Origin of the sequence: Streptomyces sp. DG2A-72, from assembly GCF_030499575.1 — a bacterium.
Taxonomy (GTDB): Bacteria; Actinomycetota; Actinomycetes; order Streptomycetales; family Streptomycetaceae; genus Streptomyces.
Genome location: NZ_JASTLC010000001.1, coordinates 759,273 through 781,514 on the forward strand (window position 1 = coordinate 759,273; position 22,242 = coordinate 781,514).

Below are 22,242 nucleotides of genomic sequence, written 5' to 3' on the forward strand. Positions count from 1 at the left end.
CTTGGGCCTGGGGCGTGCCTCGTGCGCCGCTCAACGGCATCACTCGACGGGGCCGGTCACGGGTAGCTGTAGCCGCGGAATCTGACAGTCCGCACATGGACTGTCACTCATGGCGACACGAGAGAAGGAACCATGTCGGTCGAGACCGATATCGCGCCCCCGGCGGACGCAGCGGAACGAGAGCAGCAGAGCCTCGGGACCGCCGCCGCGCGGAACCTCGCGACCACGACCAAGTCCGTACCGCAGATGCAGGAGATCAGCTCCCGATGGCTGACCCGCATGCTGCCGTGGGTGCACGTGCCGGGCGGCACCTACCGCGTCAACCGGCGCCTGACCTGCACGATCGGCGACGGACGGGTTTCGTTCGTCAAGACGGGAGCGCAGGTCAGGGTCGTCCCGGCGGAGCTGTGCGAACTCCCGTTGCTGCGGGGCTTCTCGGACGGTGACGCCCTGGGCGCGCTGGCGGAGCGGTTCGAGCAGCGGGAGTACGCCGCAGGTCAGGTCCTGGTGACGGCCGGCGGTCCGGCCGACCATGTGTACCTCGTCGCGCACGGCAAGGTGGAGCAGCTCGGTGAGGGCCCCTACGGCGGTGAGGCCGTCGTAGGTCTGCTCGCGGACGGGGACACCTTCGGCGGCCATGTGCTCGCCGGAGCGGACGGCACCTGGGACTTCACGGCGCGCGCGGCGACGGCCGCCACCGTGCTGGCGCTGCCGCGCTCGGCGTACGAGGCGGTGGCGGGCCGGCACGAGGAGTTGCACGCCCATGTCCAGCAGGCTGGATCGGACCACGGCAGGCCCACCAACCGCTCCGGCGAGGCGGCCATCGCGCTCAGCTCCGGGCACGTGGGCGAACCGGACCTGCCGCGCACCTTCGTCGACTACGAACTCGCCCCGCGCGAGTACGAGTTGAGCGTGGCGCAGACGGTGCTGCGCGTGCACACGCGCGTGGCCGATCTCTACAACCAGCCGATGAACCAGACGGAGCAGCAACTCCGGCTGACCGTCGAGGCGTTGCGCGAGCGCCAGGAGTACGAGCTGGTCAACAACCGGGACTTCGGGCTGCTGCACAACGCGGACTACGGCCAGCGGATCTCCACCCACTCCGGCCCGCCCACCCCGGACGACCTGGACGAGCTGCTGAGCATGCGGCGCGGGACACGTTTCCTGTTCGCGCATCCGCGGGCGATCGCCGCGTTCGGCCGTGAGTGCAACAAGCGCGGCGTCTACTTCAGCAGCGTCGACTTCAATGGTCACCGTCTGCCCGCATGGCGCGGGGTGCCGATCCTGCCGTGCGGCAAGATCCCGGTGAGTCAAACGCGCACGTCGACGATCATCGCGATGCGCACCGGCGAGGAGGACCAGGGCGTGATCGGCCTGTTTCAGACGGGGCTCCCGGACGAGATCGAGCCTGGCCTGAACGCGCGGTTCATGGGCGTCAACGAGCAGGCCGTCATCGCCTACCTGGTCAGCACGTACTTCTCGGCGGCGGTGCTGGTGCCGGACGCGCTCGGCCTGCTGGAGAACGTCGAGGTCTCCCGCCCGAGCGGGAGCTGACGCCGGTGTCCGTGATCTCCAGGGTCCTGGCGCCCTCCGCCGGCGCCGAACTCGCCGAGCTGGTCGCGGCGTTGCTGTCGGCGCGGGTCAGCGCACAGCTGCGGCTGCCGTCAGCTCCGGCCAGAGCTGGCACGTCGGCGGTACGTCCGGTCGGGGCCGCACTCCCCACTCCGCCGCCCGCCGCCGTCGTACGACTGCCGGGGCCGCGCATGCCGACGGGTCCCGCCGGTCTCGGTACGTCGGCCGCCCGCGCGTTCACCCCCGGTCCGCCCGCTCAGGCGCCGCCCGTCGAACCCGGTGCGCGGCTGCACTGTCCGCCCGCCGTCCGTGACGACCCCGCCCTGGGCGAGACCGTCAACGAGCGGCTGGTCGAGTGGGCCGAGGAGGTCGGGATCTATCCCGGCCAGCTCGACAAGGTCCAGCGGGCGGGCTTCGGCCGGCTGATCATGCTGGCGCACCCCGAGTCGGACGATCCCGACCGGCTGCTGGCGGCGGCCAAGTGCGCGCTGTCCGAGTGGTCCGTCGACGACCATTACATGGACGGCGAGGTGGAGGAGGCCCGACCTGAACTGCTGGGGCAGCGCCTCGCGATCGCCCACTCGGTGATCGACCAGGCCCACCTGCCGCTGGCGTACGCGCCGCAGCTGGAGCGGGTCGTACGGGCCGACCCGGTGATGCGGGCCCTGCGCGCGGGGCTCGACGACCTGGCCCGGTACGCCACCAGCAGCCAGGTGCGCCGGCTGCGCAACGAGTTGTCGATCATGTTCGTGGCGTACAACCAGGAGGCCGTCTGGCAGACGGGCGAACAGACGCCGCCGGTCTGGGAGTTCCTGATGCACCGGCACGAGAACAGCTTCGTGCCCTGCATGGTGCTCATCGACGCGATCGCCGGCTACGAGCTGTCGCAGGGCGAGTTCTCCGACCCGCGGGTGCGCCGTGCCTTCACCGTGGCGGGGTCCGCGAGCGTGATCGTCAACGACCTGTACTCCATGGGCAAGGAGAGCCCGACGGACTTCAGCCTGCCCCGGCTGATCGCCGCCGAGGACGACTGCTCGCTGGAGGAGGCCGTCGAGCGCACCGTCGACATCCACAACGAACTCATGCACACCTTCGAGGCGGAGGCGGCTGCCCTCGCCCTCACCGGCTCCCCCGAGCTGCGCCGCTTCCTGGCCGGCATCTGGGCCTGGCTGGGCGGCAGCCGCGAATGGCACGCCCGCAGCGCCCGCTACACCACTGCGGCCTGACGCTCTCTCACATCACTTCGTCAGCAAGGAGATTGATTCGCCATGTCCATCATCGACACCCCCGTGAACACCGTGCACCACGTCCTGCGCACCGCGTACCAGAAGTCCGTCGCCGCCTACTGGAACGCCGAGAAGAACCCGGTCAATCTCCGCCTCGGCGAGGTCGACGACCTGTACCACCACCACTACGGCCTCGGCGAGTACGACCGGTCCGTCCTCGAAGGCCCGGCCGACACCCGCGAGCAGCGCATGATCGAGGAGATGCACCGGCTGGAGACCGCGCAGGCCGACGTGCTCCTCGACCACCTCGGCGACATCCGCCCCGCGGACCGTCTGCTGGACGCCGGTTCCGGCCGCGGCGGCACCAGCATCATGGCGAACGGCCGCTTCGGCTGCCACGTCGACGGCGTGAGCATCTCCGAGCAGCAGGTCGCCTTTGCCAACGACCAGGCGGTCAAGCGGGGCGTGGCCGACCAGGTCCGCTTCCACTTCCGCAACATGCTCGACACCGGCTTCGCGACCGGCTCGCGGCGCGGCATCTGGACCAACGAGACGACGATGTACGTCGATCTCTTCGAGCTGTACGGGGAGTTCGCGCGGCTGCTGGAGTACGGCGGCCGGTATGTGTGCATCACCGGGTGTTCCAACGACGTCCAAGGGCTGCGGTCCAAGGCGGTCAGCAAGATCGACGAGCACTACACCTGCAACATCCACCCCCGCAGCGAGTACTTCAGGGCCCTCGCCGGGAACGGTCTCGTGCCGATCGACGTGGTGGACCTGACGCCCGCGACGATTCCCTACTGGGAGCTGCGGGCCAGGTCCGAGGTGGCGACGGGGATCGAGGAGGCGTTCCTGACCGCGTACAAGGAAGGCAGCTTCCACTATCTCCTGATCGCGGCGGACCGGATCTGACCGAGTGCCCTCTCTCGATCACGCTGCCTGCGTACAGAGGAACAGGTGCCGGTCCTGGTCGTCGGCGAGAGGGTCGGCGGTGTGTGCGGCTCTGCCGTCGACGGTGGAAGGCATGACGAAGGCGCAGGTGGCGGAGGTGTCCTCGCGGTAGTTGGCCATGTTGGCGCGGAGGATCGCCTCGGCGAGCCGGTCGGTGTGGTCGGTGCGCAGATCGGTCGGCAGGCGCAGGGAGGGTGGCCGCGGTCAGGGTGCTCCAGTAGTGGGGGAAGACGTCCCCCCACAGGCGGTCGGCGCCGCACCAGAAGCCGTCCCAGTGGCGGATCGCCGCCCCGTGCAGCCGAGCGTGGGGCTGCGGTCCTCATCCAGGACGGCCCGCCGCCGGACTGACCGCGAAGAGCCCCCTCCCGACTGCTGGTGACGGACCGCAGGACCGGTGCGGCAAAGGCCGAGCACGTCTACGAGGCCGACCGGACGAACACGGCCTGTGCATGCGCCCGTTCGCCTGCCCCACCCACTGACCGACGGCAGTTTTTCCTTTCTGTGGACAAAGTGTGGACGCATAGGAGCCAAGTACTTACGCTGAGCGTCGCTTTGCCACAGAAGTCTGCGTGCGTCGCCGCCGAACAACGCAGGAGGAAGAGTGAAGCCACCCCCCGAGCGCCACGAATCCCCCGGGCATATAACCCGCCTCGTCCGTCACAGAGTTCGAAGAGCCACCGGGTTGCTGCTCACCGCCCTCCTCGGCGGCGCCCTCGTCAGCCCCGCCGCGGCCGACGACGTTCCCCGGCCCTTCGCGGACCTCCCGCCGCAGGAACCAGGCGTCACCCTGCGGGTGTTCGACATCCAGTCCCCGCTCAGCAAACTGTGCGATCTCAAGCCCGCACAGACGCCCAATGTCGACAAGCTGATTCCGGCGGCCGACTGGACGTCCACCGACGGCTTCGGGTTCAGCGACAACTTCGTGTCGCAGATCATCGGCAATCTGAACGTGCCCAAGGACGGCGGGTACACCTTCCGGCTGATCAGTGACGACGGATCCCGGCTCTTCCTCGGCGACCAGCAGGTCATCGACCACGACGGGCTGCACGGCGCCGAGCCCAAGGACGGCGGGATCACGCTGAACGCGGGCTATACCTCGCTGCGCATCGACCACTTCGACGCGGGCGGCGGTCAGCAGGTCACGCTGCAGTGGAAGCCGCCGGGGGCAGCTGAGTTCACGGTCGTGCCGAACTCCGTGCTGAGCACGGACGCCGGGGTCGTCAGAGTCACGGCTCCCGGACGCAAGGAGTGCGAGGGGACGTACGACACCCCGGGCGACGGGCTGCCCCTGACCGAGGTCAACCCCGGCTACAGGCTGACGAATCTGCGGCCCGAGGGCTTCGAACCGCAGGTGTCCGCGATGGACTGGCTGCCCGACGGCCGGCTCGCGATCTCCACCTGGGGCGGCAGTGAGCAGACCAAGGGCGAGGTGTACCTCCTGGACCACGTCACCGGCGACACCGGACCCGACAAGGTCACGTACAAGAAGATCGCCGACGGGCTCAAGGAACCCATGGGCATCAAGTACGTGGGCGGGAAGCTGTATGTGTCGGAGAAGCATCAGCTGACCGAGCTGAACGACACCAACGGTGACGATGTGACGGATGAGAAGAAGAAGATCGCCGAGTGGCCGTTCGGCGGGAACTTCCATGAGTTCGCCTTCGGACTGCTCTACGACAAGGGCGACTTCTATCTGAACCTGTCCGTCGCGATCAACTACGGCGGCGCGACCACCGACCCGCAGCCCGCCCCCAACCGCGGCACCACCATCAAGGTCAACAAGGCCACGGGCAAGGTCAGTTACCTGGCCGGCGGCCTGCGCACCCCGAACGGCATCGGCCGCGGCCCCGACAACGAACTGTTCGTCACCGACAACCAGGGCGGCTGGCTGCCCGCCTCCAAGCTGGTGCACGTCGAGCAGGACCGGTTCTTCAACCACTACATGAACCCGGACGGCCCGTACGACGACAAGCCCGTCACCAAGCCGGTGCTCTGGCTGCCGCAGAATGAGATCGCCAACTCGCCCAGCACACCGATGCGGTTGAAGAAGGGCCCGTTCGCCGGGCAGATGGTGTTCGGTGACGTCACCTACGGCGGACTGCAGCGCGCCGATCTCGAGAAGGTCGACGGCGAGTACCAGGGCGCGGTGTTCCGGCACACGCAGGGCCTCGAGTCCGGCATCACCCGGATCAGCGAAGGGCCCGACGGTGCGATCTACACCGGCGGTCTGGGCGCCGACGGCAACTGGGGGCAGGCGGGCAAGCTCCGCTTCGGCCTGCAGAAGCTGACCCCGAACGGCAAGACCGCCTTCGACATCAAGACGATGCGCGCGACCCCGAACGGCTTCGAACTCACCTACACCAAGCCCCTGTCGAAGGAGACCGCGGCCAAGCTCACCGAGGGCGCGTACTCCGTCGAGCAGTGGCGTTACGCGCCGACCCCGGCGTACGGCGGCCCGAAGATCGACGAGGAGTCGCTGCCGGTCACGTCGGCGAAGCTCTCCAAGGACCGCAAGAAGGTCCAGCTCACCATCCCCGGCCTCAAGACCGACCGCGTGGTGCATGTCCGCTCGCCGCGCCCGTTCTCGTCCACCGAGGGCGAGCAGCTGTGGTCCACCGAGGCCTGGTACACGCTCAACGCCAAGCCCGGACCCGATGAACCCGTCACCACGTACGACGCCGAGTCCGGCCGCCTGTCCGGCAGCGCGGGCACCGACACCGAGCACGCCGGATACACCGGCGGCGGCTTCGTCGACGGCTTCGGTGAACAGGGCGCCAAGGTGAGCGTGGACGTCGAGGTCGGCAAGCAGGGCGCGTACGACGTGGGGCTGCGCTACGCCAACGGCCCGCACCCTGCCCCGGGCACGAAGACGGTCGGCGTCTCCGTCAACGGCGGCGAGGCGAAGCAGACGAGACTGCCGTCGACGGGCGAGTGGAACCGCTGGTCGACGAAGACCGAACGCTTCGAGCTCCGCAAGGGCCGCAACACGATCACGTACTCCGTGGGCGAAGGCGACACCGGCCACGTCAACCTCGACGCGGTCGACATCCGCCGCCCAGGCGCGCGGATCGACCTGTTCTCCGGCGGCAGCATCTCCACGGCCTGGCAGCACACCGACGGCCGCAGCGCCGAATGGCCGCACACCGCCGAGAAGTCCATGGAGGTCTGCTGCGGCGACCTGCGCACGAAGCAGCACTTCGGCGACTTCAAGCTGCATGTCGAGTTCCGCGTCCCCAAACTCCCGGACGACGTCACCGGCCAGGACCGCGGCAACAGCGGTGTCTATCTCCAGGATCGGTACGAGGTGCAGATCCTCGACTCGTACGGAGACACGGATCTCGCGAACAACGAGGCGGCGTCCGTCTACCTGAAGAAGGCCGCCGACCTCAACGCCGCGAAGCCTCCTGAGACATGGCAGACGTACGACATCACCTTCCGTGCCGCGCGCTTCGACGGGGACGGCAAGAAGGCTTCGGACGCGCGGGTCACGGTGATCTGGAACGGCAAGAAGGTCCACGACGACGTGGCCATCGGCGGGCCGACGGGTGGTGGTGAACCCGAGTCGGCCGCGCTCGGTGCGATCCGCCTCCAGGACCACGGCAACAAGGTCCGGTTCCGCAACGTGTGGGTGGAGCCGCTGTCCTGACCGAGAGGCAGAGCACACCTCGACCGTGCCGGCGGCTCACCGGGCCGCCGGCAGGGTCTTGCCCACACGGGCGAGCGGGGACAGGGCAATGACAGTCTTTGCGTGCAGCTCTCGGCCTTTCGCGTACGCCGCGGCGCACTCTTCCAAGGTCATGCGCGCCGCGCACGACATGTCGATCTTGTTCGGCCTGCGGGTGTCTGGCTGTCTCATGCTCATGGGTTGCCGCTCAAGATCAGTCTCAGATTCATGGCATTTCTTCAGACGGCGGGCCCTGTACACGGAAGGATGGGCGACATGACATTGCCTGCCCTCCCCGAGGAGTCCTTTCAGCGCGTGCTCTGCGTCGTCGCGCACCCTGACGACATGGAGTACGGCACATCCGCGGCCGTCGCTCGCTGGACCGCGCGCGGCATCGAGGTCGGTTATCTCCTGCTCACCCGCGGCGAGGCCGGCATGCCGAACCCTCCCGAGGAGACGGCACGCCTGCGCGTCGCCGAGCAGAAGGCCGCCTGCGCCGTCGTCGGCGTCAAGCACCTGACCGTACTCGAACATCCGGACGGCGTGCTCGTCTACGGCCTCGACCTGCGCCGGGACATCTGCCGGGAGATCCGCCGGTTCAAGCCCGACGTCGTACTCGGCACCGGCTACGACATCGAGACGCCCTATGGCTTCGACCAGGCCGACCACCGCGCGGCCGGGCTCGCGACGCTCGACGCGGTGCGCGACGCGGGCAACCGGTGGGTCTTCCCGGAGCAGGTCGACGACGAGGGCCTCGAACCGCACTCCGTGCGCTGGCTCATCGTCCCCGGACTCGCCGGCTCCGGCGCGACCCACGGCGTCGAGGTCACGGGTGAGCCGCTGCGGCGCGGCGTCGCCTCGCTCAAGGCACACGCCGCGTACCTGGCCGCGCTCCCGGACCACCCTGCCCCCGAGGACTTCATCCCGAAGTTCACCGCGCTGAGCGGCAAGGCCATGGGCGTCGAGCACGCCGTCCTGTTCCGCGCCCACGACCTGCAGGCACCACCGGAGTTCTTCACCGAAGCCGTGGAGGACTGACTCCTTGAGTGAGTCAGCGTCAGTCCTGCGGAGTGAGCGGGACGATCCGGATTTCGCGGTCGGTCCTCTGTGCGTCCTCGTCGTACAGCGGGAAGACGCGCACCATCCGGGGCCGGAGGAGCTCACGCTCGGCCGGGGACGCGACCCGGGCGCGAGCGGTGAACCGCCGGCCGCCGACCTGCACCCCGACGCTCGGGTCCGCCCGGAGGTTCTTGAACCACGCCGGATCCTCGCCTGCGGTGCCGTAGATCAGGCACGGGCGGCGCGGAATGCCGGTCCTGCATCCGGTCCTGGCGAGTACGAGCGTGTGGACGCCGTTCGACTCGTGTCCCTCGCTGCCACCGAAGGCCAGATACGTACGAGTCTGCTCAGCGACCCAGTCCCATCGCGAGTCGGTGGCGTGGTCGAGGTCGGCCACCGGCGTGTGGAACGTCGACAACTCGACCCGGCCGTGGCCGTCCGGCGTCCGCACGACGGCGAGGTCCGCCTCCCTTCCTCTCAGTTCGACCGACTCGAGAGGAAGGTCGCAGCGCCGGCTGCCGGCCAGCCAGGTAGTTGCCCGCACTCAGTCCGAGTCGCTTGCCGCGGGGGCCTCAGCCCTTCGGGAGTCGGACGTGTCGGAGTTCACGCCTGGTACTCGGTGAGGTCGATGGTGTGGACGCGTAGCGGATAGCCATATACCGGGTGTGTCGTCTCACGCTCGGGTGCCATGCCGAGCTTGCGGATGATGTCCTCGGAGGCGTCGTCCCCCACCCGGTTGATGCTGATGACGCGGTCGAGGCCGCGGTCCTGGAGTGCGAACTCCAGTGTGGCGTGGGCGGCTTCGGATGCGTATCCCTGGCCCCAGAACGATGAGCCGAGCCGCCAGCTGATGGCCACGGCGGGCAGTACCTCCGGCAGGAACTCGGGCACGGACAAGCCGGTGAACCCTGCTAGTTCCCCCGAGGCCAGCAGCTCGACGGCGAAGAGTCCGAACCCTTCCTCGTCCCATTCCTCCTCCCACCGCTCGATGGCTTGTGCCGTGTGGTCCAGGTCGCGCACCGAGCCGTCGTCGATCCAGTGCATGACCTGGGGGTCCGCGTGGATGTCCGCCATCGGCGCGAGGTCGTCGTCATGCCAGCGACGCAGGAGGAGGCGGGGTGTGCGGATCTCGGTCATGGCGCCCATCCTGCCGAAGGCAAGGGCCTTACCGGTAATCCTGCGCACGCCCGTGCTGCCGCTCGGGGACCGCAAGGCATCAAGCCGCCTGCACCGCACACCGTGACGTGTGGCACATCGGGACCCAGTCGCGGCAGCGCTCGGGGCGGCGGCCTATGTGGTCGCGGCCCGGGCCGACCTGGTCCCGCGGCTGCCGCCACGTCGTCTGGTGCGCCAGAGCGTCTGGGGTGTCGCAGGCGTGCTGCTGCGAGGTTCGATCGGTCTGGCGTCCTCCGCTCCGACCGGCCGACCGACCGACCGATTTCACCCGCTGGGATCTGGCGCTGCATTCCCCGCTGTGTCTGGCGCTCGGGGGGTTGACGGCATACGTCGCCGCCTCCACTCGCGACCCTCACCGTCCAGACCGGCGCCATGTCATCAAGAGACTCAAGGACCCCACGAATCGAGGAAGCTGACGATGACACGGTTGATTCCCCGACTGGTGATCACACTGACCGCAGTGCACTTCGCGGTCGCCCTGATCGCAGCCAGGCGGGACAGCGCAGGGGTGAGCCGTCGGACACCTGCTGTCGACAACTACCGACCGTGAGCAGTGCGGTGCTGCTGGACGTGCAGTCTCTTGAGCGCATGCCGTCGCACCCGTAGGGGTGGCCTGGCACGCACTTCCGCGACGTCTACTCCAGCAGCCGTTGCCTGATCAGTTCCATCACTTCCGCTCGGCTGTACTTGCCGTTGTCGGCGGCGTTGAGGTGGTTGCCGATGCGCACCGAGACGGCGAGCAGGCAGCGGGCCTCGACCTCGCTCTCGTCGGGGCAGAAGGAGGAGAACAGGGAACGCAGGTAGTCCATACGGCGGTTGTCGACGCGGCGCAGGCGCTCGGCGACGGCCGCGTCTCGGCGGGCCCAGTCGCGGATCGCGATGTCGGCGGTGATGCCGCGCACCGGCCCGTCGGCAGCGGCAACGATGGCGAACAGCCGCTCCAGTCTGGCCCTGGCATCTCCTCCGCCGCTGTCAACCTGTTCGATCACGCTCTCGGTGACCTCGTACTCCCAGGTGTCGAGCATTTCGGTGAACAGCGCAGCCCGGTTGCGGAAGTATCCGTAGAAGCCGCCCTTGCTGACGCCGAGAGCCTGGGCCAGTGCCTCGATCCGGACGGCTTCAGGGCCGCCCGCGGCGAGGGCCCGCAAGCCTTCCTCGATCCACTTGCCGCGTGGCGTGCGGGTGGCGCCCATCGTGTGCATCTCCTCACGTCCCGGCCAAGTATACGGAGGCGTATAGATCGCCCTACACTCGATATATACGCCACCGTATAGACAGGGGCCTGCGCATGCGACTTCCCCGAACCGCCCACACCGACCGTCCCTGGCGGATCCACGAGATCGCCGGCGACTTCACGGTCGAGGACGTGTGGGCACTGCCCACCCCCGGCGGACCCGACGACCTTGAGTGGCTGGTGCGCCAGATCTCCGAAGGGATCAGGGGCGGGGTGAAGGGAGAGGGGCTCGTCTCCCGCGTGCTCTTCGCCGTCCGCTGGAAGCTCGGTGCGCTGTTCGGCTGGGACAAGGCCACCGCCGGCATCGGCACCCGTCTGCCTTCTCTGCGCGACCGGTTGCCTGAGGACCTTCGCGAAGGTCCTCAGGGTCCCGACCTCGGCTCGTCCCCGTTCACTTCCCTCTATCAGAGGGACGACGAGTGGGCCGCCGAGATGGGCAACAAGACCGTTCACGGGGTGCTGCACATCGGCTGGGTTCCGGACGGGGTCGGCGGCCACCGCGGCCAGATGGCCGTCCTGGTGAAGCCGAACGGGCTGCTCGGCACCCTCTACATGGCCGCCATCAAGCCCTTCCGGTACATCGGGGTGTACCCGGCGCTGATCCGCTCCATCGGCCGCGAGTGGCAGGCGAACGCCGCCGCACGGAGCGCGCGCTGACGGAGCGAGAATGCCGTTGATGATCCGCAACTGCCGGTACGGCTGCCGGGATGGTCTAGTCCCGCCGGAACTCCCGGGCCGGTACGGCATCGGCACGGCCGGGTCGCCGATGCGCAGGCCGACATCGACACCTGCCCGGTGTCTGGCATACAGGCCGGCGCCGGGGCCTGAGGCATCACGCCACCGTCAAATCACCGCCGACAACGCATCACGGACACTCGTCGTACCGACCCCGACGAGCCGCTGAACCACCTCCTCTTCGAGCAGGCATGAGGGCTGGACGCATGGCTCGGCCATGAACTATGTCGTCCCGCCACATGTGCCCCCTGACCTGCATGTTCCTACGGTGTCCCGACACGTACCCGTCCCCACCGCACACGAGGAAGTGGCGCACAAGCAGGTTGGCGGCGTCGATGGCGGCCGCGGCGAGTGCGGCGAAGGAGCCGAGCAGCGCGATCTGCTCCCGCTCGAAGACCCGGGCACGCCGGTCGGCCGCGAACAGCACACCGATCACATGGTGCATGTGCCGCACCTTGGACAGGCCTTCCAGTCCATGTTTGGCGGCCACATAGGCCGACTTGAAAGCCGAGGCGCGCAGCCCATGGACGGAGGACACATTCACGATGCGGCCCCAGCCCTGTCCCTTCGGCGAGCGCCTCCAGCCCCTCGGCGTCCCGGTCGACCGCTCTCACCTGGGCCCCGGCTTGCGCCAGCCGCAGCGCGCAGGCGCGGCCGATGCCGCCGGCGGCGCCGGTGACTAGGGCGGTACGGCCGCCGAGATCGAGCGAGGGAGCGTGGGGTCCCGTTAGGGCGCTGCCAGCCGTCATGCCACGACCCTAGGCAGTACCGACACCTCGCCACATGTGCTCAACACCCATACTTCAGCTGGAACTCATAGGGTCGAACCACGTGGGTGCGTCCGACAGTGCCTGCTTGACCCGCAGCAGTCCGAACTCGTTCAGCTCGGGCAGGGCATCCACGTCGAACCAGCCCACCTCCAGCGACTCGTCGTCGTTGACCCGCGCCTCACCGCCGACGGCCCGGCACCGGAAGGTGATGTCCATGTACTGGCAGATGTCGCCGTTGCCATAGGTGACCGGATCCAGCGCCTGAACGAGAACGACCCGCTCGGCGACGCACCGCACGGCGGTTTCCTCGTGGACCTCCCGCACCGCGCAGGCGGCGGGCTGCTCCCCCGGATCCGGGATGCCGCCGATCACCGACCACCTGCCGGTGTCGGTACGACGGCCCAGCAGCACTCTGCCCTCGTCGTCGAAAACGATGGCGGTGACTCCGGGGAGCCACAGCAGCTGTTGGCCGGCCGAGTCGCGGATCGTGCGGATGAAGTCAGGAGTAGCCATGCGACCGACCCTAACGGGCCCGGTCGCTCACCCCCGGGGGCGTTACGACGGCGTACGACTACACGTCACGAGCGCGTCGCCCGCGCACACCGGCCCCGATGGCCCAGCCGAGCCCGCCCGCGGCGATCACTACCAGGGCGATCTCCGGGAGGATGCCCAGCTTCGTGGCGGGCGTCTCGGAGGAGCGCAGCGGCACCTTCTGGACCAGTGAGTCGGCGACGAACATGCCCGTCTTCTGGGTGATCTTCCCGTCCGGCATGATGATCGCGCTCACCCCGCTGGTCACCGGCACGGTGACGGTCCGGCTGTGCTCGACGGCCCGGACGCGGGACATGGCGAGTTGCTGGTAGGTCATCTCACTGCGGTCGAAGGTCGCGTTGTTGCTCGGCACGGAGATCATCTGCGCGCCGTCGGTGACCTCGGAGCGCACGGCCCAGTCGAAGGCGGCCTCGTAACAGGTGACCAGGCCGACCTTGGCGCCGTCCATGGTGAACACGCCGGGCTCGCTGCCCCGGCTGAAGTCCTGGCGGACCATGCTCGTCCAGTCGCTGTTGATGGCCCCGATGAGCGAGCGCAGCGGCAGGTACTCGCCGAACGGCTGGATCTGCCGCTTGTCGTAGGTGTCGATGGGTCCCTTGACCGGGTCCCACAGGATCTGCTCGTTGAGGAGCTTGCCGTCCCGTTCGACGACGCCGCCGACCGAGATGGGCACGCCGATCGCCTTGGCCGCCCGGTCGATGACGGCTCGGGCGTCGGCGTTGGCGAACGGGTCGATGTCCGAGGAGTTCTCGGGCCACAGCACGAAGTCGGGCTGAGCAATCTTGCCCGCCTTGACCTCGGCGGCCAGCCGCTCCGTCTCACGCGCGTGGTAGTCGAGCACGGCCCGCCGCTGGGCGTTGAACTCCAGCCCGGCCCGTGGCACGTTGCCCTGGATGACGGCGACGGTCGCGGTGCCGTCCTCGGCCTTGTCGCTGACCAGCGGCCGGGCGGCCAGGGCCCCGAGCACCGGGACGGCGACGCTGAGCAGCGCGACGGCGGCGGCTCCACGCCGGATGGAACGGGTACGTCGACTCTCCAGGGCCAGGCGTACGACCTCGTACAGGCCGAAACCGCTCAGCACGACCGCAAAGCCGAGCACCGGGGTGCCGCCGACCGCGGCGAGCGGCAGGAAGATGCCGTCGGCCTGGCCGAAAGCGATCTTGCCCCAGGGGAAGCCCTCGAACGGCATACGCGCGCGTGCCGCCTCCGAGGCGATCCACACGGCGGCCGCCCACACCGGCCAGGCGGGCAGCTTGGACACCGCGGCGATGCCTGCGCCGGCCAGCGCCACGAAGATCGCTTCGATCGCGACCAGCGCGAGCCAGGGCACGGAGCCGACCTCCACGCCGGTCCACACCAGCAGCGGCAGCAGGAAGCCGAGGCCGAACAGGTAGCCGAGGCCCAGGCCCGCCTTCCAGCTGCGACCGCGCAGCACCCAACCGAAGACCGCGAAGGCCGGCAGGGCGAGCCACCACAGGGTGCGCGGCGGGAAACTGACGTACAGCAGCACTCCGGAGAGCGTCGCGACGGCGGCCGGAACGAGGCGCGCGAGGCGGGTTCGGCGTGAGGCGGGCGCGTTCTGCGGCTGCAGCTGGTCCGACTCGTCCACGGAGGTTGCGGTGACGGTCACTCCGGGAGTGTACGGCGGGTGACCTTGCCGCCGACAGCGCGGTCCACGGGACGGTACGGGCGTTCTCCCAGCTCGTGCGCCGCATCGTTCCCGCGCGACTCGGCGCGACTCATCCACAAAACGTTCATCAGCCGTTACGGTGTGCCGGAGCCTCTGTCGTGCGACCGCTCAGGTCGGGACGGCCGGGGTACGTCACAGGTCGGGGGACCGGGTTCGGGGGGCGGGGTGGGTTCTACGGGGATGACGTCTGCGGCCGGTCCGGAGGAGGTCGGCGACAGACGAAACGTTTCGGACGCGGCGGGTGTCGCGATGCTCGGGGCCTGCGCGGTCTGGTCGCTCATCACAGCGACGGTGCATGGCGGCCGTCCCGAGGGTGTGCTGCTCGCCATCCTGGCGGTGGCGGCCGGTTATGCCGCGGGGCGGATCTGCGGAGCGCTCCTGCCGGTGGCCGCGCCCGGTGCCGCGGCGCTGGCCGGTCTGGCCCTGACGGTGGCCGTTCCGCAGCTGGCACCCGGGCCCGAGATCGTCGCACCGCTCGGCCACGCCGGCGCCACCGCCGCGGTACTGATCCTGTCCACCGGCTCCGCATGCTGCGCGGCCTGGGCTGCGTCGGCTCCGCCGCTGCGCCTCGCCCTGCGCGGGCTGGCCGCCGGGATCGCGGTGACCGCGGCCGCCCTCGGCTCGACCACCGGTTTCGTCCTCTGCGTGGCGGTGCTGCTGTGCTCGCTCGCCGCGGGCCGGATGCACCACCGCGGCCTGGGCATCGCAGGGCTGGCCCTGGTGACGGCCCTGATGACGGGCCTGCCCTGGGCGGTGGCCGGGAACGCGGTGCCGGACGGGTTCGCCGGATATCTGGAGGGTCAGCTGACCCGGCACCGGATCGAGCTGTGGCACGACGCCCTGCACATGGTCCGCGAGGATGCCGCTTTGGGCGTCGGCCCGGGGCGTTTCGGTGAGCTCAGCACGACGGCCACCCAGACGCTGCTGTCCGACGGCAAACCCCACTCCGCCCCGCTGCAGCAGGCGGCCGAACAGGGTGTCGTCGGCTTGGCCCTGCTGGCGATGGTCTTCTGCTGGGTGCTGCACGCCTTGTGGCGCACTCCCCGCTCCACTCCGGTCGCGCTCACCGCGGGCGCCGCACTGACCTCGCTGGCGGCGATCGCCGCGGTCGGCAACGCGATGAGCTTCACCACCGTGTCCGTGGGCGCCGGGCTGCTGGCGGGCCTGGCCACGGCACGCCCGCTCACCGACGAGCCATCCCAGCGGACCTGGGACACCCGCCCGCGCGGTGACCGCCTGACACCGTGAAGCCGCGGAACAGACCGCGCGCGTGAGGTCAGTGCACCGGTCCGGGCGCGTTCGGCCGCAGCCGGGCGCGAATGGCTCGTACGGCGGCCTCCGCGTCGTCCACCGTGATGGTGAACGTATGGCCGTCCCACAGCCGCAGCACCACTCCCTCGCCGCGCCGTACGACGACCGCGGTGCCCTTCTCGGGCCGCCAGCGATAGCCCCAGCCGCCCCAGTGCCGGGGGGTGATCTCCGGGTCGAAGTCGGCGCCGGCGACATGGGCCAGCGGAATGCGGCGGCGGGGCACGCCCATGTGCCCGCAGCGGACCTCGACGCACTCCTTGTCGAGCTTCAGGTCGACGTGGACGAAGGCCAGGGTGCCGAAGAGAACCAGCAGTCCCGCGGCGATACAGCCGACGACGGCCATGACGAGCGGAGCGATACCCGACGTCCATGTCCATGCCGGGTCGACGGCGAGTTCGATACCGAGCGCCATGCAGCCCGCCCCGACGAGCGCCAGCAGCCACTGGATCCGGTTCGTGGCACGTCCGGTCCAGACGTCGGGGTGGTGCGCGGCGTTCGCCTCACGGGGGTGGTCCCTCATGCCTACGAGGTTACTCAGGTTTCGCTGCGCGGCTACCGCGTTGCACAGGGTGACTGCGCCAGGCGGGCGCCCGCTGAGGTATCGGCGTCCGTTTTGTGCCGGTCGGTCACCGGGCAGGGCTGATCGCCGGGAGCTGCCGGCCCTCCTCGTAGGCCAGGGCGGGCGTGGGCAGCACGCCCTCGCGCCCGCTCAGCAGCACCGTCAAGGTGCCGTCCGCGGCGGCCTCCGGGGCGGGCAGCTCGCCGATCCGGCGCAGCGCCTGGGCGGCGACCGCTCCGGCGGAACCGTGCAGGACGAGCGGCGGGCGGCCGGGGCGCTGCACGGCGGTGCGGATGCGTTCGGCGACCAGTTCGTAATGGGTGCAGCCCAGGACGACGGTCGTTACATCGTCGGGGGTCAGCGCTGCGGCTGCGGCAACGGCGGCGGTGATGGCGGCCTCGTCCGCGTGTTCAACGGCTTCGGCCAGGCCATGACAGGGCACCTCGGTGACCGTCACACCGTCGGCGAAGTCCCGGATCAGACCGCGCTGGTAAGGGCTGCCGGTGGTGGCCGGCGTCGCCCAGATCGCGAAGGGGCCGCCGCCGGCCGCGGCCGGCTTGATCGCCGGGACCGTACCGATGACCGGAATACCGGGTTCCAGGAGGGCGCGCAGGGTGGTCAGCGCATGGACGGTCGCGGTGTTGCAGCCGACGATCAGGGCGTCGGGCCGGTGGGCGGCGGCCGCCTCGGCGACGGCGACGGCGCGCTCCGTGAGGTCCTCGGTGGTCCTGGGTCCCCAGGGCATGCCGTCGGGGTCGAGGGAGAGGACGAGATCTGCGTCGGGTCGCAGACGCCGTACCGCGGCAGTGGCCGCCAGCAGACCGATTCCGGAGTCCATGAGCGCGATCTTCACCCGGCCACGATAGACGATGTGCCGTGTGGCACCGGAGCGGTGGGGCAGACTGCGCGGGTGAGTGCCATCGCGTGGACCGCCGCCGCATCACTGGTCGCCTGGCTGTGGCTGCTGCTGGGGCAGGGCTTCTTCTGGCGTACGGACGTACGCCTGCCGTCGCGTCGCGAACCGGGGACCTGGCCTGCTGTCTGTGTCGTCGTCCCGGCCCGGGACGAGGCCGCCGTACTGCCCGAGAGTCTGCCGTCGCTGCTCGTCCAGAACTATCCGGGGCGGGCGGAGGTGTTCCTGATCGACGACGGCAGCACGGACGGCACCGGGGAGTTGGCCCGGGCGCTGTCCCGGCGGCACGGCGGGCTGCCGCTGACCGTTTCCTCGCCGGGTGAGCCGCCCAGGGGCTGGACCGGCAAGCTGTGGGCGGTTCGCCACGGCATCGGCCTGGCACGCGCGCGTGACCCCGAGTATCTGCTGCTGACGGACGCCGATATCGCCCATGCCCCGGACAGTCTGCGGGAGTTGGTCGCGGCAGCGCACGCCGGAGGTTTCGACGTGGTCTCCCAGATGGCCCGGCTGCGGGTGGCGAGTGTGTGGGAGCGGCTCGTCGTGCCCGCCTTCGTCTACTTCTTCGCCCAGTTGTATCCCTTCCGCCGGATCGGCAAGCAGGGGGCGCGGACCGCGGCCGCGGCGGGCGGCTGTGTGCTGCTGCGGGCCGAGACGGCCGAGCGGGCGCGGATCCCGGACGCCATCCGGCACGCCGTCATCGACGATGTGGCACTCGCGCGTGCCGTCAAGGACGGCGGGGGTCACATCTGGCTGGGGCTGGCGGAGCGGGTGGACAGCGTGCGCCCGTATCCACGGCTGTACGACCTGTGGCGGATGGTCTCGCGCAGCGCGTACGCGCAGTTGAGGCACAATCCGCTGCTGCTCGCCGGTATGGTCGCGGGGCTCGCGGTGGTCTATCTGGTGCCGCCCGTTGCCCTGGTCCGGGGCCTGGCCGCGGGCGATGCGGCGGCTGCGGTCGCCGGTGCCCTCGCGTGGCTGCTGATGACGGGGACGTATGTCCCGATGCTCCGTTACTACCGGCAGCCCCTGTGGCTCGCTCCGCTGCTGCCGTTCACCGCGTTCCTGTATCTGCTCATGACGGTCGATTCCGCGGTCCAGCACTACCGGGGCCGCGTCGCGGCCTGGAAGGGCCGCACCTACGCACGTCCGGGCGCCGTCCCCGACGAGGGCTGAAGCCCGGTCACTTCCTTCCGGGCGTCCAGTTCATGCCCCAACCGTAGGCGTAGTCCACCGTCCGCTGCGGGCTGACCCCGCGCTCCGGCACCAGGTAGCGAGCCTCGCGCTGGACGACCAGGTCACTGCCGGTGTTCGTGATGAGGACGAGCGCGCACACCGTCGAGGGGACGGTGCACTCGTCGAGCGAGAAGTCGATCGGGGCGCCGTGCTGCGGAGTGAGGGTGACCGTGGCGTGCAGGTCGGCGAAGGAGCGCGCGCCCTCGTAGATGGTCACGAAGATGAGGATGCGCCGAAAGGCCTGTTTGTGGTCGAGGTTGACGGTGAGGTTCTCGCCGCTCGCCATGGCGCCGGTGCGGTCGTCGGCGTCGAGGTGGATGAACGGGGGCTGGTGCAGCGCGCCGAAAGCGTTTCCCAGGGCCTGGACGACTCCCTTGCTGCCATCGGTGAGTTCGTACAGCGCGCACAGGTCGAGGTCGAGGTCGGAGTGCATGGCGACGGCACGGCCCAGCTTGCTGGCCCAGCCGGAGAACTGCTTGCGCACCTCCCAGTTGAGGTTCACGCGCATCGCGCCCGAGGTGCCGCCCTGCTTGGTCAGCGACACCGAGGGCGACGCCTTGGTCAGCGTCACCTTGCTGAGGCTGACCGGTGCCGCGGGGGGCGCCGCAGGAGGGGGTGGCGGCGTGGTCACCGGGGCTGCGACGGGCGCCGGCGGAGTGGGGGCGGCCTGCTGCGGCTCGTCGACCGTGATGCCGAAGTCCCTGGCGAGGCCCTCGAGCCCGCTGCCGTACCCCTGGCCGACGGCGCGGAACTTCCAGGCGCCCTGGCGGCGGTAGAACTCACCGAGCACGTAAGCGGTTTCTACCGTCGCGCCCGTGCTGTCGAAACGGGCGACCACGGTGTTCTGGGCGGCATCGCGGACCTCGATATAGAGGTCCGGCACCTGTCCGAACGTACCGCCGTCCGCGGATGCGGCCAGGACCACCGTCTCGATCGCGGGCTCCACGCGCGCGAGGTCGACCAGGAGACTGTCGACCACCAGGCCGTCGGCGTCCCGCTTGCCCTCGTGGCGCACCGCGCCCGAGGAGTGCGCCGGCTGGTTGTAGAAGACGAAGTTGGCGTTCGGACCGGACCTTTCCGCCCACCAGCAGCAGTGCCGACGCGTCCGCGTCGGGCACTCCCGGGCCGGAACGCCGGCCCAATTCGACCCGCAGTGCCGTCGTCGGCACCGGAGCATTCGATCCTTTAGGCATTGACATGTCCGCCCCCATCGCGAGTCACCGTGCCAGGTCGTCACGCCCCGGCAGCCCATTGGGTTCTGTCCTGCTCGACCAACCTATTCTCCAGCACGGCGAACTCCCATGAGGAGCCCAGGAAGATCACTGTCCAACCGCCGGTAACCTGCGCGGAACTCGGCATTTACAGGATCCGAACCCCCACCGCCGCCCCTTTTTGCCAAGTTCGCTCGCATTGGGGATCCCGCGTCACGGCCGACACGGAAAACAACCCTCTTATCGGTCTCCCCAACCAGCACATCGTGGGCTTAACTTATGTGCCATGACCTCCCCCCGCTCCACTTATGGCGGCGGCTACTACTCCGCCTCCTTCCCGGACACTCCGATCTACGACAAGCTCGTCGCCGAGCGGGGTACGCCGCAGATCGCCCCGATCCGGGTCCCTGCGGCGTACGACATGCCGGGCAGCCACCTGCCCGCGCTGCCGTCGGCGCTGCCGGCCCTTCCGGCCGCCCCGTCCCAGCCCTCCTACGGCTACCCGCAGGCGCAGCAGCCGGCCCCGCTGCAACAGGCACCCGCGGCCCACATCCCGCAGCAGGCCGGTGCACCCCGCGGCTATCCCGGTCCGCAACAGCAGCAGCCGCGCCCGATGGCGCCCGGTACGGGCTACGAGGCGATGCGCCCCGCGGCTCCCCGGCCCACCCCGGCTCCGTACCAGGACCCGTACAACAACCAGCAGTACCGCGGCTACTGATCCTCCACCGGAGCTGTCGCTTCCGGCTGGCACGATGGCCCCATGGGGAACGCGCAGCTGCAGTCGATTCATGTTCATCCAGTCAAGTCGGTCCGGGGCCAGGCGCCCCGGGAGGCCGTCGTGGAGCCCTGGGGCCTGGCCGGAGACCGACGATGGGCGCTGATCGACGACGGGGGAAAGGTCGTCACGCAACGCCGGCAGCCACGCCTGGCGATGGCCGCCGCCGAGCTTGTGCCCGGCGGCGGCGTTCGGCTGTCCGCACCCGGTATGGATCCGTTGACGGTTCCCGTCCCGGAGCCCATCGGCGCGGTGACGATGGAGATCTTCCGTGACAAGGTCGACGCCTTCCCGGCCGCCGACGCGGCGGCGCACGCCTGGTGCAGTGACTATCTCGGCGCCGAGGTGCGCCTCGTGCACATGGACGCCCCGGCCACACGCCGGCCCGTCGACCCCGAGTACGCGCTGCCGGGCGAGACCGTCACCTTCGCCGACGGCTATCCGCTGCTGCTCACCTCGGCCGCCTCGCTCGACGCCCTCAACTCCCTGATCGCCCAGGGCGATCACCCGGACGAGGGCCCCCTGCCCATGAACCGCTTCCGGCCGAACATGGTGGTGTCGGGCACCGCCGCCTGGGCCGAGGACGACTGGTCGCGCCTGGCCATCGGCGAGGTCGTCTTCCGAGTCGCCAAGAAGTGCGGGCGCTGCGTCGTGACCACCACCGACCAGGGCACCGCCGGACGCGGCAGCGAGCCCCTCCACACCCTCGGCCGACATCGCCGCCTCGCCGGCAAGCTGGTTTTCGGACAGAACCTGGTGCCCCAGTCACGCGGCACGATCCGGGTCGGCGACCCGGTCAGGATCCTGGAACGAGAGTGATCCGCTGCCGCCCGGCGGGCGGGAACTCGGCTCGGGGGGCGGCACGTTGGGATGGTGGGATTTCGTGAGAAGTTCATGAGAGGCCCGATCGGGGGTGATTTCGCTCTCTCTTTGACCGGGCCCCCGCGTGAACGGCTCCGCCGGGGGTTATCACGGAGCGGGAAGGGGGTGCAGGACCGTGCGAACCATCAGCGGACTCTGGCGCTGGCGGCACAATCCGCTGCGCCGCACGACCGATCTGGCCGAGGCCTGGGCCGCCCTGGTAGCCCTGCTGCTCATCCTGGCCGCCGCGCCCGTGGCGGGCAGCGTGATCGGCAGTGTCGCTCAGGACGCGCTCCAGCAGTCCGTCCGGGAACAGCGCGAGTCGCGTCATCCGGTGACAGCGACCGTGGTGCGCAAGCTGAACGGCTCCGCGCCGGACGCCGACCCCGAGACCTCGTCCGCGCGGGACACACGCAGTCGCGTCCTCGCCGACTGGACCGCCCCGGACGGCACCGCGCAGCACGGGCCGGTCACGGCCCACCTCGAAGACCCGCAAGCGGGCGACCACTTCATGCTCTGGACGGACGCCCACGGCCGCATCATGGCCCGCCCCCTGGACTCCGCCACGGCGACGACGCACGCGGTCCTCGCCGGATTCGGCGCCACTCTGCTCACCGCGGGCCTGGTCGAGGGCTCCAGGCGGCTGATCGTCTGGCGCATGGTCCGCCGCCGGTACGCCCGTTGGGACCAGGCCTGGGACCGGGCGGGCCCCGACTGGGGCCGGACCGGCACCGGCAGTTGACGGCCTTC

Annotated in this window: 20 protein-coding genes and 2 pseudogenes; 11 read left to right on the plus strand and 11 right to left on the minus strand. The window is 69.9% G+C overall.

Annotated features, from left to right (window positions below; genetic code table 11):
- Window positions 1-132: 132 nt before the first annotated feature.
- The 3 genes from QQY66_RS03970 to QQY66_RS03980 are packed head-to-tail and all read left to right on the plus strand — an operon-like array spanning window position 133 to window position 3,710.
- On the plus strand, window positions 133-1,554 hold the full coding sequence (locus QQY66_RS03970) for a family 2B encapsulin nanocompartment shell protein (RefSeq protein WP_301977615.1): 1,422 nt from the start codon (window positions 133-135) through the stop codon (window positions 1,552-1,554).
- 5 nt (window positions 1,555-1,559) lie between these two features.
- Entirely contained in the window at window positions 1,560-2,798 is a 1,239-nt protein-coding gene (locus tag QQY66_RS03975; RefSeq protein ID WP_301977616.1) for a family 2 encapsulin nanocompartment cargo protein terpene cyclase, read from the plus strand.
- Between the two features lie 42 nt (window positions 2,799-2,840).
- A complete protein-coding gene (locus tag QQY66_RS03980) occupies window positions 2,841-3,710 on the plus strand; it encodes a geranyl diphosphate 2-C-methyltransferase (protein WP_301977617.1) in 870 nt (289 codons plus the stop codon).
- An 18-nt stretch (window positions 3,711-3,728) separates the two neighbouring features.
- Here QQY66_RS03980 and QQY66_RS03985 read toward each other — a convergent pair whose 3' ends face one another.
- Window positions 3,729-3,869, minus strand: coding sequence for a hypothetical protein (locus QQY66_RS03985; protein ID WP_301977619.1), 141 nt, complete (start codon window positions 3,867-3,869; stop codon window positions 3,729-3,731).
- Window positions 3,870-4,389: 520 nt separating this feature from the next.
- Here QQY66_RS03985 and QQY66_RS03990 point away from each other — a divergent pair.
- Window positions 4,390-7,395, plus strand: coding sequence for a family 16 glycoside hydrolase (locus tag QQY66_RS03990; protein WP_301987158.1), 3,006 nt, complete (start codon window positions 4,390-4,392; stop codon window positions 7,393-7,395).
- 36 nt (window positions 7,396-7,431) lie between these two features.
- Here QQY66_RS03990 and QQY66_RS03995 read toward each other — a convergent pair whose 3' ends face one another.
- Complete coding sequence (locus QQY66_RS03995) at window positions 7,432-7,605, minus strand: hypothetical protein (RefSeq protein WP_301977621.1); 174 nt, start codon at window positions 7,603-7,605, stop codon at window positions 7,432-7,434.
- 84 nt (window positions 7,606-7,689) lie between these two features.
- Here QQY66_RS03995 and QQY66_RS04000 point away from each other — a divergent pair, with 84 nt between their 5' ends.
- On the plus strand, window positions 7,690-8,451 hold the full coding sequence (locus tag QQY66_RS04000; protein WP_301977622.1) for a PIG-L deacetylase family protein: 762 nt from the start codon (window positions 7,690-7,692) through the stop codon (window positions 8,449-8,451).
- A gap of 19 nt (window positions 8,452-8,470) precedes the next feature.
- Here QQY66_RS04000 and QQY66_RS04005 read toward each other — a convergent pair whose 3' ends face one another.
- The 3 genes from QQY66_RS04005 to QQY66_RS04015 form a co-directional block, all read right to left on the minus strand.
- Window positions 8,471-9,016: a nitroreductase/quinone reductase family protein gene (locus QQY66_RS04005; RefSeq protein WP_301977623.1), complete on the minus strand. Its 546-nt coding sequence runs from the start codon at window positions 9,014-9,016 to the stop codon at window positions 8,471-8,473.
- Between the two features lie 59 nt (window positions 9,017-9,075).
- The gene (locus QQY66_RS04010; protein ID WP_301977624.1) at window positions 9,076-9,609 is read right to left on the minus strand and encodes a GNAT family N-acetyltransferase; all 534 of its coding nucleotides are present in this window, start codon (window positions 9,607-9,609) and stop codon (window positions 9,076-9,078) included.
- Window positions 9,610-10,283: 674 nt separating this feature from the next.
- Entirely contained in the window at window positions 10,284-10,841 is a 558-nt protein-coding gene (locus tag QQY66_RS04015) for a TetR/AcrR family transcriptional regulator (RefSeq protein WP_301977626.1), read from the minus strand.
- Window positions 10,842-10,936: 95 nt separating this feature from the next.
- Between QQY66_RS04015 and QQY66_RS04020 the strand changes: the two genes are divergently transcribed.
- On the plus strand, window positions 10,937-11,539 hold the full coding sequence (locus tag QQY66_RS04020; protein WP_301977627.1) for a DUF2867 domain-containing protein: 603 nt from the start codon (window positions 10,937-10,939) through the stop codon (window positions 11,537-11,539).
- A gap of 532 nt (window positions 11,540-12,071) precedes the next feature.
- Here QQY66_RS04020 and QQY66_RS04025 read toward each other — a convergent pair.
- From QQY66_RS04025 to lnt, 3 genes and pseudogenes are all read right to left on the minus strand, one after another.
- A pseudogene (locus QQY66_RS04025) lies at window positions 12,072-12,366 on the minus strand (SDR family NAD(P)-dependent oxidoreductase); the annotation flags it as partial.
- 54 nt (window positions 12,367-12,420) lie between these two features.
- The gene (locus tag QQY66_RS04030; protein WP_301977628.1) at window positions 12,421-12,900 is read right to left on the minus strand and encodes an NUDIX domain-containing protein; all 480 of its coding nucleotides are present in this window, start codon (window positions 12,898-12,900) and stop codon (window positions 12,421-12,423) included.
- 58 nt (window positions 12,901-12,958) lie between these two features.
- Window positions 12,959-14,569 (minus strand): apolipoprotein N-acyltransferase, encoded by a 1,611-nt coding sequence (gene lnt / locus QQY66_RS04035; RefSeq protein ID WP_301977629.1) that lies wholly within the window; start codon window positions 14,567-14,569, stop codon window positions 12,959-12,961.
- Window positions 14,570-14,809: 240 nt separating this feature from the next.
- On the opposite strand from lnt, the gene QQY66_RS04040 reads away from it, so the two are divergent.
- Window positions 14,810-15,877: an O-antigen ligase gene (locus QQY66_RS04040; RefSeq protein ID WP_301977632.1), complete on the plus strand. Its 1,068-nt coding sequence runs from the start codon at window positions 14,810-14,812 to the stop codon at window positions 15,875-15,877.
- 28 nt (window positions 15,878-15,905) lie between these two features.
- Here QQY66_RS04040 and QQY66_RS04045 read toward each other — a convergent pair whose 3' ends face one another.
- Both QQY66_RS04045 and QQY66_RS04050 read right to left on the minus strand, forming a co-directional pair.
- Complete coding sequence (locus QQY66_RS04045) at window positions 15,906-16,460, minus strand: hypothetical protein (protein WP_301977633.1); 555 nt, start codon at window positions 16,458-16,460, stop codon at window positions 15,906-15,908.
- Between the two features lie 106 nt (window positions 16,461-16,566).
- The gene (locus QQY66_RS04050; RefSeq protein WP_301977634.1) at window positions 16,567-17,352 is read right to left on the minus strand and encodes a glutamate racemase; all 786 of its coding nucleotides are present in this window, start codon (window positions 17,350-17,352) and stop codon (window positions 16,567-16,569) included.
- A gap of 57 nt (window positions 17,353-17,409) precedes the next feature.
- On the opposite strand from QQY66_RS04050, the gene QQY66_RS04055 reads away from it, so the two are divergent.
- On the plus strand, window positions 17,410-18,585 hold the full coding sequence (locus QQY66_RS04055; RefSeq protein ID WP_301977635.1) for a glycosyltransferase: 1,176 nt from the start codon (window positions 17,410-17,412) through the stop codon (window positions 18,583-18,585).
- A 7-nt stretch (window positions 18,586-18,592) separates the two neighbouring features.
- Here QQY66_RS04055 and QQY66_RS04060 read toward each other — a convergent pair.
- Window positions 18,593-19,856 (minus strand): annotated as a pseudogene (locus tag QQY66_RS04060) (TerD family protein).
- Between the two features lie 286 nt (window positions 19,857-20,142).
- On the opposite strand from QQY66_RS04060, the gene QQY66_RS04065 reads away from it, so the two are divergent.
- From QQY66_RS04065 to QQY66_RS04075, 3 genes are all read left to right on the plus strand, one after another.
- Window positions 20,143-20,574, plus strand: a complete 432-nt coding sequence (locus QQY66_RS04065) for a DUF6643 family protein (protein ID WP_301977636.1) — start codon at window positions 20,143-20,145, stop codon at window positions 20,572-20,574.
- Between the two features lie 42 nt (window positions 20,575-20,616).
- The gene (locus QQY66_RS04070) at window positions 20,617-21,450 is read left to right on the plus strand and encodes an MOSC domain-containing protein (protein ID WP_301977638.1); all 834 of its coding nucleotides are present in this window, start codon (window positions 20,617-20,619) and stop codon (window positions 21,448-21,450) included.
- A gap of 178 nt (window positions 21,451-21,628) precedes the next feature.
- Window positions 21,629-22,234 carry a hypothetical protein gene (locus QQY66_RS04075; RefSeq protein WP_301977639.1) on the plus strand — a complete coding sequence of 202 codons (606 nt, stop codon included), beginning with the start codon at window positions 21,629-21,631 and terminating at the stop codon, window positions 22,232-22,234.
- The last annotated feature ends 8 nt before the right edge of the window (window positions 22,235-22,242 follow it).